13 protein-coding genes are annotated in these 13,781 nt (G+C 41.7%); 9 read left to right on the top strand and 4 right to left on the bottom strand.

The window, feature by feature from the left end; genetic code table 11:
* Positions 1 to 251 precede the first annotated feature (251 nt).
* The gene (locus C9I89_RS10075) at positions 252 to 818 is read right to left on the bottom strand and encodes a hypothetical protein (protein ID WP_245905464.1); all 567 of its coding nucleotides are present in this window, start codon (positions 816 to 818) and stop codon (positions 252 to 254) included.
* A 294-nt stretch (positions 819 to 1,112) separates the two neighbouring features.
* Between C9I89_RS10075 and C9I89_RS10070 the strand changes: the two genes are divergently transcribed.
* Positions 1,113 to 1,991, top strand: a complete 879-nt coding sequence (locus C9I89_RS10070) for an NAD(P)-dependent oxidoreductase (RefSeq protein ID WP_483875143.1) — start codon at positions 1,113 to 1,115, stop codon at positions 1,989 to 1,991.
* 138 nt (positions 1,992 to 2,129) lie between these two features.
* On the opposite strand, the gene C9I89_RS10065 is transcribed toward C9I89_RS10070, so the two are convergent.
* Together C9I89_RS10065 and C9I89_RS10060 are read right to left on the bottom strand one after the other, a co-directional pair.
* Positions 2,130 to 3,338: a NupC/NupG family nucleoside CNT transporter gene (locus C9I89_RS10065; protein ID WP_107283225.1), complete on the bottom strand. Its 1,209-nt coding sequence runs from the start codon at positions 3,336 to 3,338 to the stop codon at positions 2,130 to 2,132.
* Between the two features lie 501 nt (positions 3,339 to 3,839).
* Entirely contained in the window at positions 3,840 to 4,349 is a 510-nt protein-coding gene (locus tag C9I89_RS10060) for a porin family protein (RefSeq protein ID WP_107283224.1), read from the bottom strand.
* A gap of 347 nt (positions 4,350 to 4,696) precedes the next feature.
* On the opposite strand from C9I89_RS10060, the gene C9I89_RS22815 reads away from it, so the two are divergent.
* The 5 genes from C9I89_RS22815 to C9I89_RS10035 all read left to right on the top strand — a co-directional run bounded on the left by C9I89_RS22815 (position 4,697) and on the right by C9I89_RS10035 (position 9,741).
* A complete protein-coding gene (locus C9I89_RS22815) occupies positions 4,697 to 5,329 on the top strand; it encodes a hypothetical protein (protein WP_245905463.1) in 633 nt (210 codons plus the stop codon).
* Between the two features lie 963 nt (positions 5,330 to 6,292).
* Positions 6,293 to 6,736 carry an SRPBCC family protein gene (locus C9I89_RS10050; protein WP_107283223.1) on the top strand — a complete coding sequence of 148 codons (444 nt, stop codon included), beginning with the start codon at positions 6,293 to 6,295 and terminating at the stop codon, positions 6,734 to 6,736.
* A 264-nt stretch (positions 6,737 to 7,000) separates the two neighbouring features.
* Positions 7,001 to 7,555 carry a GNAT family N-acetyltransferase gene (locus C9I89_RS10045; RefSeq protein WP_107283222.1) on the top strand — a complete coding sequence of 185 codons (555 nt, stop codon included), beginning with the start codon at positions 7,001 to 7,003 and terminating at the stop codon, positions 7,553 to 7,555.
* 146 nt (positions 7,556 to 7,701) lie between these two features.
* Entirely contained in the window at positions 7,702 to 8,892 is a 1,191-nt protein-coding gene (gene lhgO, locus C9I89_RS10040) for an L-2-hydroxyglutarate oxidase (RefSeq protein WP_107283221.1), read from the top strand.
* A 540-nt stretch (positions 8,893 to 9,432) separates the two neighbouring features.
* Positions 9,433 to 9,741 carry a hypothetical protein gene (locus C9I89_RS10035; protein WP_107283366.1) on the top strand — a complete coding sequence of 103 codons (309 nt, stop codon included), beginning with the start codon at positions 9,433 to 9,435 and terminating at the stop codon, positions 9,739 to 9,741.
* Positions 9,742 to 9,982: 241 nt separating this feature from the next.
* On the opposite strand, the gene C9I89_RS10030 is transcribed toward C9I89_RS10035, so the two are convergent.
* Entirely contained in the window at positions 9,983 to 10,513 is a 531-nt protein-coding gene (locus C9I89_RS10030) for a hypothetical protein (RefSeq protein ID WP_107283220.1), read from the bottom strand.
* Between the two features lie 221 nt (positions 10,514 to 10,734).
* On the opposite strand from C9I89_RS10030, the gene ovoA reads away from it, so the two are divergent.
* The 3 genes from ovoA (at position 10,735) to C9I89_RS22510 (ending at position 13,756) form a co-directional block, all read left to right on the top strand.
* A complete protein-coding gene (gene ovoA / locus C9I89_RS10025) occupies positions 10,735 to 12,849 on the top strand; it encodes a 5-histidylcysteine sulfoxide synthase (protein WP_170107679.1) in 2,115 nt (704 codons plus the stop codon).
* A 143-nt stretch (positions 12,850 to 12,992) separates the two neighbouring features.
* Positions 12,993 to 13,253 carry a cysteine-rich CWC family protein gene (locus C9I89_RS10020; protein WP_245905470.1) on the top strand — a complete coding sequence of 87 codons (261 nt, stop codon included), beginning with the start codon at positions 12,993 to 12,995 and terminating at the stop codon, positions 13,251 to 13,253.
* Between the two features lie 335 nt (positions 13,254 to 13,588).
* On the top strand, positions 13,589 to 13,756 hold the full coding sequence (locus C9I89_RS22510; RefSeq protein ID WP_170107678.1) for a hypothetical protein: 168 nt from the start codon (positions 13,589 to 13,591) through the stop codon (positions 13,754 to 13,756).
* Positions 13,757 to 13,781: the final 25 nt, after the last annotated feature.

Genomic DNA, 13,781 nt, shown 5'->3' with positions numbered 1-13,781 from the left:
CATCTAACTCACCCGCTCAATAATGGCTACCAAGCCATTTGTGAACCCGTGATCTATGGATTTAAATATCAGAGCAACATGAACAGAAACGTTAATGCGGGGGAAATAGCGTGGTTAATAATTTGCTCGCCTGCATTATTCTGATCTATGTGCCATAAAGATCTGATGATATGTGAGTGCAACATAGAGCAATGATATATATAAGCAAAGCTCAACAGGGCACAGTCACAGATTTTCAGAGCAGTGATCGATCAGGCGTGAGAGAGCTGATGCTGATATCGCGAATGGGTGAGATTACTCTCTTTCCAGCCGGATATTCGTGAAGAGGGAGGATTCGTGTTCAGCATCCAGTTAACGGACTCACTGAAGCGCTCCGTATAACCAATCATCATAATGGGTGCGGGAGGAACAGGCAGTTCGATTGCCAACTGATAGCAAGGCTGTACTTCTTCTTGATCATGACGGGCAAGACTGGCCTGTCTGGAAGAATTTGTCAGTCCTAAATGATAAGTATGTCCTTGTGACGAATGTTGCTCACCTTGCTTTTTTTCAACCGATTGAGAGAAATTCCAGATAAGTGCGTTATCGCCGTCATCCTGTATTTTCTGAGTCGTCGAAAAATGCGCTTTGGCAAAAAAAGGAGCGAGGTTCAGCGATTCATTGATTTGCAGCGTTACCATGGCAGGTAACACATCCGCTAGTTGTAAATCACCGTCTGCAGAGAAAGCACTCACTGAAGATAAAGAACTTATATCGGCTTTCGTCAGATGTGCGTCAGCGTGAGCAAAAGAAACGCCCCCGAGACATATCACCATCATTAGTGCACGAAATAAATTTGCCAACATAGTTATCAAATCAACACAAGGTTAAAAAACCAAAACTGAGAACGATGCATCATAAGGTTCTCTTACGAGCGTTACAAGCGGTTATTTCAATAACCCCCCCACTTTACTGTATTGAAGCAAACATGAGAGAGCGATCTAAAGAGAACCACTATTCACTCAAATGGCCCCTTTGAATCAAAGCCGCTGAATTCTCGCTGAACACTACATCTTGAAAAGATTTGGGTATATATTGCCGTAATCAAAAAAACACAAGACAGGGAAGCAATTATAATGACTCAGCAAAATATCGCATTTATCGGACTAGGTACAATGGGCTTCCCAATGGCGGGGCACCTTGCCGACGCAGGCCATAATGTTATTGTCTATAATCGCACGACAGCAACAGCAGAAAAGTGGCTTAAAATCCATAAGGGCCACTTGGCACTGTCTCCGGCACAAGCGGCTAAAGAGGCTGATTTTGTTTTTACCTGTGTCGGTAATGACAGCGATGTTCGCCAGGTGTATACCGGTGAAAATGGTATTCTCTCGACAATTAAACCCGGTACGATCTTGATTGATAACACCACGGCATCTGCAGAAGTTGCACGTGAAGTGGCAGTGGCTGCCAAAGCGGTTCAAGCCGATTTCCTTGATGCACCGGTCTCTGGTGGTGAAGCTGGCGCAGTGAACGGGTGCCTGACGGTAATGATCGGTGGTAACGCTGATGTGTTTGAAAAAGCCAAGCCTGTTATTGATTGCTATGCCAAAGCCTGCACCTTAATGGGTGATGTTGGTTACGGTCAAATTACCAAGATGGCAAATCAACTTTGTATTGCAGGCATACTGCAAGGTCTGTCTGAAGCGATTTCTCTGGCTAAATCTGCCGGACTGGATATTGAAAAGATGACCGATGTACTGAAACACGGTGCGGCAGGTTCATGGCAGCTGGAAAATCGTGCTGTCACGATGGCGCAGGACAAGTTTGATTTTGGTTTCGCCATCGATTGGATGCGTAAAGACCTCGGTATCTGCTTTGATGCAGCAGAGAAACTGGGGGTAGAGCTACCCCTGGCTAAACAAGTTGATGAAAAGTATGCCGAGCTGCAAAAGCGCGGCTTTAATCGCGCCGATACCTCAGTACTGATTAAACAGTTTGATCAACCATAAACACGGTCAAAAAGCATATAACAACAATCGAATACCGTTTAATACGAGGAAAATAATAAGCCATCACTATAAATGACGGCTTAAATATCAGCTCATGATCGATAGCTCCTTCGCAGGAGCTATAACAGATGAGTAAAATTACAGCGTGATAAAAATACCCGCTAACGCAGCACTCATCAGATTAGCCAGAGTTGCAGCTAATACCGCTTTGAAACCAAGGTTTGCGACATCGCCGCGACGCTCAGGAGCCATCACCCCGATAGAACCAATCTGAATCGCTATAGAGCCAATATTAGCAAAACCACAAAGGGCAAAAGTAATAATAATCTGGCTCTGAGATGAGAGGGTTTCCTTCACATTAACAAAATCGAGGAATGCGACAAACTCATTCAGGATAAGTTTCTGGCCAATGAACGCACCCGCTTGCAGCATTTCACTCGCAGGCACACCAATCACAAAGGCCAGTGGCGAGAAGATATATCCCAGAACACCTTGCAGTGTCAGGTTGCTCATACCAAACCATTCGCCAACCATTTCAAGACCGGCATTAGCCATTGCGATAACACTGACAAAAGCAATTAACATCGTACCGATAGCAACCGCGACTTTCATGCCGTTCATGGCACCCGCAGCCAGTGCATCGATTGCATTGCTATGCTCGCTGGTTGCCATTTCAATATCCGTTTGCTCAACGGCAACGTTTTGCTCGGGCACCAGAATCTTAGCCATTAGCAAACTACCCGGCGCGGCCATGAAACTTGCAGCAATCAGATATTTTAAATCAACACCAAGACCAGCATAACCACCTAGCACACTGCCCGCGACAGAAGCCATACCGCCAGTCATGACGGCAAAGAGTTCTGAACGAGTCATTTGAGGAAGAAAAGGTTTAACCAGAAGCGGCGATTCGCCTTGAGAAAGGAAGATATTTCCCGTAGCAACTAATGATTCTGCACGGCTGGTACCCAAAAACTTCTGAATGCCACCACCGATCACTTTGATCACCCATTGCATCACGCCAAGGTAATAAAGAAGAGAAATTAAAGCACTGATAAAGATAACAAGAGGAAGGACGCGAACTGCAAAAATGAAACCGGACGTTGCAAGATCACCAAACAGAAATTTGATCCCTTCATCCGCGAACCCCAGTACGCTGGCTATACCGCGGCTCATCGCCCCCAACGCTTTTTGCCCAGCGGGTACATACAGTACCAAAGCGGCAAAACTTGCTTGTAAGAACAAGGCTCCGCCAACGGTGCGCCAGTTAATCGCCTTACGGTTCTCGGAAAAGACCCAAGCGCACACTACCAGTACCAAAATACCGGCCATACTAATTAACAACTGCATTATTTCGTCCTACTGCTTTTCTTAAATGGATATCGAAAAATGAAGGTGTTACTGCTTGTTGCCATTGGGGAACATAAGCTTTCAGGAAGAAAGCAAAATAGGAAGGATCCAAGCAATAACGCTTAGACAATAAGGATCTGTCCGCCCAAACAAACAACATACAAGTCACCTTGATAACAAGCTAAAAGTCATGCCGGTCCAACTCCGTGGGTCGTTCACATTTCCCTGGTGACAGCTTGTAACTAAGGTGGCTGAACTCAATGGTTCTGGCCGGAAGCGGAGTATATAGAGATGTAGATCACATTAACAACCCAAATTAGAGTTTTTAATGTGATCTGGACTCGAATGGATACTTTGCAAACAGATATAAAGCAATAAGCTCAATATTTGACTTTTCGCTCACGACGTTACTATTTTGTTTTGAACATTTATATAGCGCAACAGGGAGAACGCCGTTCCCCCTGTTATTCGTTTTATGACGCGTTAACTACCATCAGAGCGTTAGAATTTGTAATCGACAGACCATACAACTTGCTGCGAATAGTCAATTTTAGTGCTATTTTCACTGTAGTCCTGCTCAAGATAACGATATGCTAATTCAGTTGACCAACTATCATTGATTTCATACATCGCGCCTACCTGACCACCCCATACAAAGTCTGTTGAGCTTGTGCTGGCAATTTCGCTATCAGCAAAACCGGCCGATACACCTGCGAATAAGTTAACTTGTTGAGCTACCGGTATCAGGTAATCATAAGATGCTAAGAACATGTCTTGTGATGATTTATCCATGTAGCTATAGGTACCCATTACACGGTGATGATCATTGATAATCGCACCACCACGTAACTGATAAGTCGCATCTTCTCCGTTTTGATCATTGACCCCTTTTACTTCGTCTTGCTGGTAACCGACACCACCACCAACAAACCAATCAGTATCAGCTGCGAAAGCTGGAAGTGTAACCGCTGCAGACAAAATTAACGTTGAGATAGCCGTAAACTTTTTCATGAATCACTCCTGCTTGTTCTTTATATTAAAGTACAGACTTCAGTTGTTATCGCTGTACTCCGTTTCGTTGATGATTACTTTACACAAGAAAACTGAACCTAGGCTTAAAATAAAAAACATTGTTTTATAGCTGAATTTAAGCTGAACACTGCTCATGGAAATAGGAGGAAAGGGACTACAGCTTGTTTGTATTGAATTTTGAATAAAAAAACCACACAGTCTCGAAAAATCTACGGTTAAAATTGACAGTTCGCTGCAGCAAGGCATTATTGTACACAACACCGTAAATAGCCGATTTAGCTGAAGTCATTCTCGCTGATACTGAATGTGCTGTTATGTAAACGGCAATGATTGAAGACTATACCCAAGTTCAGGGCATTTTTACTATGGCAGGAATCCACTTCCCCACCACTTTGCTTACCGGTATCAAAATTTCCGGGGTAAGTGCAGCTATCATGTTCACCAGCTTGAATACAATCGGTCTCGCACACGCTAACCAGTATGTATCTGAGCTCAAGCTACTGAACTACACCGATTCCTATGGCAATATCACGCTCCGAAATACCACAAATATTGAGCTGCCAGATCCTATGGTGGTTAATGGCAATCTGAATTTAGAAAACAGCCGTATCCAGCGCCTGCCAAAAAAACTCGTCGTGAAAGGAAATCTCAATCTGGCTTATAGCTCAGTGACTCGACTCCCGCTATCATTGAAAGTCGACGGCTATATTAATCTTGCCCATTCTCAGGTTACCTATCTGAATAATGGGTTACAGGTCAAAGGGGATTTGAGCCTGATGGGAACGAAACTTACACAACTCCCCCCTTATATCTACGTCGGCGGTGATTTATATCTGGCAAATACGGCAATCACTGAACTGCCAAAATTTCTGGTTGTACAAGGGAGTGTCTATTTAGGCGGAACGCAGATAACATCAGTGCCGGAAAAGGCCTCAATCGGGGGTAAAATCTATCAATAACGGTCCATAGTATCTCGATGTATTGATTACGGTGCGTTCAGCTCACACCAGCAAGGCGATCGTTTGCTTTGATGCAAAAAAACGCTCTGCAATTTAATTTATCGGGGGAATTATATTGAAGCGAGTACCTTTTAGTTAGCCAGAAACACCTATTGGGTTCTGCATGTTCCTGGCTACTAGGATACTAAAGATCTTCTATAATGACCTTAAGTTGATTGGCCTAAGACACAATCATATCGATTTAGCGCTTTCTATTAGTTAGATTTTGTTTTAGTTGTTTGATTTTTGTAGTAAAACCACTTTCTACGGTTCTGGCTTTTCATATAACACCTCTCATTTTAATCAATGAGTAAGCTTGATATCACTAATTAAATACCGTTCTCACTCTCTTATTTGCTCTACTATAACCAAGTAATTATGACAAACATATTACGACTAGGTGAAAGTAAAACGATCCCTACATTCCAATTAAATTAGCTTGCTTAAAAACGAACATGAATGCTTTCACAATGTTCTGAATCACAAGCTCAGGAATGAATGATCAATGAGATATTTTTCGCGGAAGTGATGCTAGAAGTTACCTTATTTGAATGGATTAAGGTTAACCATATTCTCTAATAAATTTCACCTAACGATTTATATCTTCAAAACCAATATAAAAGCCTTTATGCTCTTTTACAAGTATCATCTGCATTATTTTTGTGATAGATGTCGATATTTTATGCACCAATACTGTCGGGTTATATATGATTTTGTAGATACAAACCTGCTCTATAGTGCATATCTATATACCCGAACCTTTTGATTACACGTAAAAACCAGTAGCCCTACCACCAAAACCAACAATCTAACTAATCCTCTGATTTTTAGAAAAAATTGCCAGAAATGATTTCCCACAAAACCTTGACTCTCATTTACATTTTGTTAGCATTCCCATCACAACGTGAATAGAGGTTAGGATAAATGGCCATCCACACTATCACATTAGAACAAACAGCTAATGTGCCGAAAAACGTTCTGTTTCACCTGCTCTCTGACCATGAAAACTTAGGCCGTTTCTTTAATGCTGAGTTTTCATTAGTCAGGCAGGGAAAGCCTGAGGCCAATGGAATTGGCGCTATCAGAGAAGTCACGACTGGACCATTTACTTTTCAAGAACAAATTATTGATTACAAGGAAAACGAACACCTCCACTACAAAATTATTCAAGGTGGCCCTGTCAAAGAACACGGCGGGTGGATCCGCTTTCAAAATATCAATGCTAACCAAAGCCTGATCCATTATCGGATTAACTTTTCGCCAAAGATCAAAGGAACAGGTTGGCTTATCAAATATTTATTAGAAAAAGACATCAAAAATGCTTTATCGCATATTGCCCAACTTGGAGAGTCTGAATGGAAACGCTGACGGGTTATATTAGAGATATCGATTCACATATACCCAACCCACGTCAAAATGCTGAGTTCCGCGGGAACTCATTGGCTTCTAGTCAGGCAGCCATCTGAATGAATAGCAGTTTCACTGTGTTTCACCTAATAATAATAGGAATGTCATACTTTCCGGTTAAATTATTTGAGTACATCTTTGATCTGGTCAATATTATTCCAAGTATGAAACCGATTTTATAGCTGCAAAGTATTAAATCGTAACTTTACATTCTGGGATGAACTCATGGGACAACAGCCTCTTTTGACAACAGAAAGGCTCATTTTACGACCGCTTCAGCTTTCCGATGCCAATAAAGTGCAGCTATTAGCTGGCGATCGAAGTATTGCCAACGGTACGATCAATATTCCTCATCCTTATGATGATGGTATAGCCGGCCAATGGATTGGCAAACATCTGGCGGGCTGGCAAAGTCAGGAATCCGCTATTTATGCCATTACACTCAAGTCGACTTATCAGCTTATTGGCTGCGTTGGCTTGCATAATATTTATGAGCACAAAGCCCAGCTCGGCTACTGGATCGGCGTGCCATTCTGGGGACTGGGCTTCTGTACGGAAGCTGCTGAACGCGTCACTGAATTTGGTTTCAAACGACTCAATTTAGATGTTATCTATGCCCAGCATTTAAGTCGTGACCCTGCACCTGGAAAAGTAATGCAAAAAATCGGTATGCAGCATATCACCACAAAAATCGATGCAACCAGGGTTAATATGATCACTGAAAATTTGGAATATTATGAACTAAATATGATGACAAAAGCAGAAAATCACCACTATTAAATTAAATTGGTATTAGCTCTGTTTGCAAAATATTGTTTTCATGTATTCACATCACTAATCTATTGTTTTACCAGCCATAGCACAGTTATCGTCGGTTATATCGACTAGGATTATTGCTATCAATTTTCTTCACCATAGGTGCTTACATGATCCATTGTGACTATTTAGTCATTGGCGCAGGCATTATCGGTTTGAGTACCGCCTATGAGTTGCAGAAGCGCCAACCAGAATGCCATGTGGTTGTGGTCGAGAAAGAAATGGCCCCGGGCTTTCATCAAACAGGCCATAATAGTGGTGTCATCCATGCCGGGGTTTATTACACTCCTGGCAGTTTAAAAGCTCAGTTCTGCCGGCAGGGTAACATAGCCATCAAACAATTCTGTCAGCAACACCACATTCCATTTGGTGAATGTGGCAAGCTCTTGGTCGCAACGACTCAGATCGAACTGAAACGAATGCAGGATCTGGCCGAACGGGCAGTGCTGAATGATATTGAGTTTAAGATCCTCGATCATGCTGAACTGGTACAAAAAGAACCTAATATCACGGGGCTTGGTGCGTTGTTGATCCCTGCGACGGGCATTGTCGATTATCGACAAATATGCCTAAAACTGGTTAAGTTGATTAAACAAGCCGGAGGCCAAGTACTGTTCAACCACCAAGTTACCTACATTGATGAAACGCACAATGGCGTAACCGTTGTGGCTAACGATGTGACCCTGCGTTGCAATAAATTACTGGCCTGCGGCGGACTGATGGCAGATCGTATCGTCAGGCTACTCGGTGATGAACCCGAATTCCAGATCATTCCTTTCCGTGGTGATTACTACCAACTCCCTAAAGTTCACAATCAGCTGATAAACCACTTAATTTATCCAATTCCTGATCCGGATTTACCTTTCTTAGGCGTTCACCTGACCCGTATGATTGATGGTAGTGTGACCGTCGGGCCCAATGCCGTTATTAACTTCTCACGCGAAGGCTATAACAAACATAGCGTGCACCTTAAAGACTGTACTGAAATGTTCACTTTCCCCGGTTTCAGGAAAGTTATTCATCAGCACTTCCGCTCGGCTTTAACAGAATTAACAAATAGCCTCTGGAAACCCGCGTATTTAAAGCAGGTACAGAAGTATTGTCCTCAGCTGAAACTGAATGATTTACAACCTTACCCGCCTGGTATTCGTGCTCAGGCTGTCGATAAGAAGGGGCGATTAATTGATGATTTTCTCTTCCACCGTACTAAACGCGCTTTAGTTGTCTGTAATGCCCCTTCACCGGCCGCAACCTCATGCTTTCCGATTGCCGGCTATATTGTTGATCAACTGAATATGTAATCGGGGTTCTGCTTATTGTTGTTTACCTGAATATTTATATCGGTCACCTATATCGTATTATATCAAACATCAGCACTTGCATTTTATAAAACTAACTTTTATTACGACATTTTTATAAGAGCAATATTAAAAAAAATCATATTTGATATTTCATCATTAACATAATTATCTATCTAACATTTAGTTACATATAGAAAACAGCTTTTATTTCCAAATAATTCATCACAATAGAAATAACAAAAAATTTCCTGATAGAAAAAAACCAACCGTATTGCTATCGATATGACTATACTCATATCGATAGTGATGTAATAAGCAACAGGCATGATTAAGCAAAATTTTAGAATTGCTTTATATGCACATAGATGACCAAGCTTATTTGAAAATCACAGTATTTGGTCTAACCATCTGTTATTAAAGCATCTTTGATTTTAATTGTTTTTTTGAAATATATTTGTGTTCAATAGGTCTTATTAAGTGATTGTGGACAAATATACTTATAACAAATTGGTATTTACTGCCAACGATGAGGTGAAGATTATGTCTAGCTTGAAAGTACTAACAGCTACAGCTGTGATTCTAATGTCTTCTTCAGCATTTGCAGACATCAGAGTTGCAGACACTCATAACGGCGCCTGGGTTACTATCACTGAAAATGGTAAACCAGCAGCCAATGCTTCAGTTTCTGTAGCTAATGTTCCCCAACAAAAACAAAGCTACCAAACCGATGAAAGTGGCCGAGTTTTCATTCCATTGACACTTGAAAGCTCGCGTTCCGTTAAATACAAAGCAAAAACTGAAACTGGTAAGGAATCATCTCGTTTTGCATTCCACTCTACCAATAAATAATTACTAATCCCAAGCCCCAGAATATTCTGGGGCTTACTTTTTCTTACTAATATCCCCAAATGACTTCAAGATACTCGTCTCAGCGAGAATTTAAGCTTCTAGGTAACACGCTGATTTTAAGACATAGTTATTCTACGCAAAAATCAGCAATGCAGCATAGGAGCCCCTTATTTGTCAATAAAACAGGAACTCGCCCTTTGGGAGTGACCCTGCGTGCATATTGAAGTCATTTGGGTATATATTAACGACGACTCAGATCTCTTGACAGTACCAATCCCAAGCCTATTACTTGCAAAAATAAAGCTAGATTCCTAAGCCGGGAAATATATTTCATCTCATCTGAATACAAGTCAATTAAATTCAAGTTTTCCACATATAGATGGTTTATTTTATCTCTCTGTTCAACTTGCACCTGATTTAATTCAACCATTAATGAAGGAATGCCATCTAATGATAATATTGGAACTCCATTTTTTATCCAATAGTTTAAATCACTTATCACTTGCTCCATAATCTCAGGTGCTAACGGCTTATTCATTAAGTCACGATTCGCCATCAACCCTAAAACATGCTCGCGTTTACGCTCAACAGTTTCAACTTGTTGCCAGATAAGTGTAATTAATTTGTCATTATTAGCTTGCTGCTGGATAAGGGAATTTGCCTGACGAGTTGCATCATCAATATAAAAATTGGTCATCAACGCCGATACCACATTTAACACCAAGCCAATGCCGACTAAAGTCCATGTCGGTATGGTCAAAGCCTTTTTCAATCTTATCTTCCTGTACCAATGACAGTGTACTTCAAGTATGGCAAAAAATTCTTCCGCTATTCATCTAAACGCCATCCAAGTTAATATTTCAACAGGCAAGGTAGTGATGTCTGACTGTCATTACCGCTAGTTAGACTGTAATTATCACTGAATGTGAACTAGATTTTAAACTCCCATCACCTATGGGTATACGTCTCTTTGTTACGGAGTTCGGCTGGCACATGGATACACAATTAATCAGAAATACTCAGACCATCTTACTGACAGGCACAGATACAGAAAGTAAGCGTCTGGAGCTCAAACGCTACTTTAATCAAACTTGGGCCCTGTATGAATCACTGTTTGAAGTCGTTAACAACGATGACGCCTATTTTAAAATAGCGGAACCACTTCGCCACCCCCTGATCTTCTATTTTGGTCACACTGCAACCTTCTATATCAACAAGCTAAAGCTTGGAAAATTCATAGAACATCGGATTAATGAACACTTTGAATCGATGTTCGCCATCGGTGTTGATGAAATGTCATGGGATGATCTTGATGAAACACACTACCATTGGCCATCAGTAGATGCTGTTCGAAATTATCGTAATCAAGTTAATTACAGGGTTAATGCATTTATAGATGAAATGTCGCTTGAATTACCAATCCGTCAGTCTGATCCGGCCTGGGTTATTTTAATGGGCATTGAACATGAACGCATTCACCTCGAAACCTCATCCGTGATCATTCGTCAGCTCCCGCTCGACGACGTTACCCCTCACCCGGAATGGACAGCCTGTACCGATAGTGACGAAGCCGAACCAAACCATCTTCTTCCTGTGGCAGGAAAAACAATCACTTTGGGTAAGAAGGCAGATAACCATACCTACGGTTGGGATAACGAATACGGCGAGCAGAGTTTTACGGTTGAAGACTTTAGAGCCGCGAAATACCTGGTTTCTAATCAGGAGTATCTGGCTTTCGTGCAAACAGACGGCTATAACCAGTTTCGCTACTGGAATGAAGAAGGACAAGCATGGCTTGCTTACACAAAAGCGACTATGCCACGCTTTTGGCGTTATCGTGACAATAAGTGGTTACAACGTAACCTATCAGAAGAAATACCATTACCACTTAATTGGCCTGTTGAAGTTAATCAATTAGAAGCTAAGGCATTCTGTAACTGGAAAGCAGAGCAAGCTCAAACGACCATCCGCCTGCTCACTGAAGCTGAATGGTCTATTTTACGGGAATATGTCACGACAGATTCGCCGCAGTGGTCAGAAGCTCCGGGTAATATTCAACTTGAATATTTCGCCTCCTCTTGTCCGGTTAACCGATTCGAACACAATGGACTGTTTGATATTATCGGAAACGTCTGGCAATGGACTGAAACGCCGATTGATGGCTTTAACGGCTTTCAGGTTCATCCTTTATATGACGATTTCTCTACCCCGACCTTCGATGGTAAACACAACCTGATTAAAGGGGGATCCTGGATCTCCACGGGCAACGAGGCTATCAGCGCCTCTCGTTACGCCTTCCGGCGCCATTTCTACCAACATGCCGGGTTTAGGTATGTAGAATCAAAGCAAGACCCAGCCACCATGACCAGGGTGAATATTTATGAAACTGACGAGCTCATTTCTCAATACCTAGAATTTCACTACGGTACTGAATATTTCTCTGTTCCAAATTTTTGTATCAACGGTGTACAGCAATGTCAGCAAGAAATTCAATTGACCCATACAGCCAAAGCTCTGGATATTGGCTGCTCTGTTGGCCGGGCCACTTTTGAATTAGCCAAAACCTTTGATCATGTTGATGGTATTGATTTTTCAGCACGGTTTATTCAGCAAGCTTATGCATTAGCCGAACATGGTGAAAAGCGTTACACCATTCGCACAGAAGGCGATCTGGTTGAATATAAGAGTGTGTCGTTAGCACAACTGGGTTATGACGCTCTGATCAATAAGGTCAATTTTATCCAGGGTGATGCGTGTAACTTAAAACCACAGTATTCAGGCTATGATCTAATCTATGCATCGAACCTGATTGATCGACTAAATGAACCCAAACAATTTCTGGCGACCATCCACCACCGCATCAATAGCAGTGGCTACCTGGTCATAACGTCCCCTTACACATGGTTGGAAGACTATACAGACAAAGATAAATGGTTAGGCGGAATTAAAGTACGTGGCGAAAACTTCACAACCTTAGATGGCTTAACTGAAACCCTGATCAACAACTTTGAGCTAATCGCCGTTAAAGAGATCCCCTTTGTTATCCGCGAAACTAAACGTAAGTTTCAGTACACACTCTCGGAAATGACAATTTGGCGAAAGCGTTAGTGTATACCCAAGTTACTTGGGTATACGTCATCGACGCTAGAACAAGAAACAGATATATTATGCTCTCCGTTGTATTAGGTCGCAGTGTAGAAACAATGAAAACACCTTGTATTGGAAAATGTAAGAACAATGAAGCGATTTGAATTGGTTGTTTCCGAACAATGGCCGAAATTGGAGAATGGCGTCATATGTCAGATAATCAACACAGTAATAAAATAGGTCAAATCAAGGGTATTCGGTCAACGCACAGCTGTAGTCAGTGTGGTAAACCAGCCTACTGTGACATTAGCGCAGGAAAATCAACCTGCTGGTGTTTTGAATTATCCAAACGTAACACTTCAGCAATCAAGTCTGGCGCCTGCCTGTGTCGTGAATGCTTATCAGCCCTGCCACTTCTTGATTAGCCCGCTGGTATTGAGACAGAAATGTCTCAATACACTATACCCAAACCACATCAAGATGTTCGTTCAGCGAGACTTATTTCAACCCTTCCATTGAAATAATGAACAATGTTCATATAATGATGCTTCTTATTAAGATTTCAGTGCACCGTTGACACATTAAGCCCATGCCTAAACTAAATACTACGATTATCCTCTTGATTCTACCTTTTTCATCGCAGTTGCTTGCCCAACCCGTTAATGTATTGCCACACAATGAAAAAATATGTAGGCAATCATTAGAACGACTGATTGTTAATCAACAAATCATCTTTAGTGACAGAACTGTGGATCCCAACATGCGCAGAGCGGCCGAGCGAACCATTGATATCACGCGAGATGCATTCAACGAAAATGAAAGTTACTGTGAAGCCCAACACGTTCTACAATCTTATACTCCAGATAAAGATCAGGGATTTCGCTTTCGTTCGGGTGAAGTAAACTTCTTCGGCCGTAGTAAGTCTTGATATGCTAAAATTAGTACTAATACTC

It is taken from the genome of Photobacterium lipolyticum (assembly GCF_003026475.1).
In the GTDB taxonomy this organism is placed as follows: domain Bacteria; phylum Pseudomonadota; class Gammaproteobacteria; order Enterobacterales; family Vibrionaceae; genus Photobacterium; species Photobacterium lipolyticum.
Note: the sequence above shows the minus strand (reverse complement) of the source record. Positions and strands in the feature narration are given on the sequence as shown.

Bases quoted from the DNA above. Each gene is read 5' to 3' on its own strand.
- C9I89_RS22510 (WP_170107678.1), top strand. From the start codon at position 13,589: ATGCGCAGAGCGGCCGAGCGAACCATTGATATCACGCGAGATGCATTC.
- C9I89_RS10060 (WP_107283224.1), bottom strand. From the start codon at position 4,349: ATGAAAAAGTTTACGGCTATCTCAACGTTAATTTTGTCTGCAGCGGTT.
- lhgO (WP_107283221.1), top strand. From the start codon at position 7,702: ATGATCCATTGTGACTATTTAGTCATTGGCGCAGGCATTATCGGTTTG.
- C9I89_RS10075 (WP_245905464.1), bottom strand. From the start codon at position 818: ATGATGGTGATATGTCTCGGGGGCGTTTCTTTTGCTCACGCTGACGCA.
- C9I89_RS10045 (WP_107283222.1), top strand. From the start codon at position 7,001: ATGGGACAACAGCCTCTTTTGACAACAGAAAGGCTCATTTTACGACCG.
- C9I89_RS22815 (WP_245905463.1), top strand. From the start codon at position 4,697: ATGATTGAAGACTATACCCAAGTTCAGGGCATTTTTACTATGGCAGGA.
- C9I89_RS10035 (WP_107283366.1), top strand. From the start codon at position 9,433: ATGTCTAGCTTGAAAGTACTAACAGCTACAGCTGTGATTCTAATGTCT.
- ovoA (WP_170107679.1), top strand. From the start codon at position 10,735: ATGGATACACAATTAATCAGAAATACTCAGACCATCTTACTGACAGGC.
- C9I89_RS10050 (WP_107283223.1), top strand. From the start codon at position 6,293: ATGGCCATCCACACTATCACATTAGAACAAACAGCTAATGTGCCGAAA.
- C9I89_RS10065 (WP_107283225.1), bottom strand. From the start codon at position 3,338: ATGCAGTTGTTAATTAGTATGGCCGGTATTTTGGTACTGGTAGTGTGC.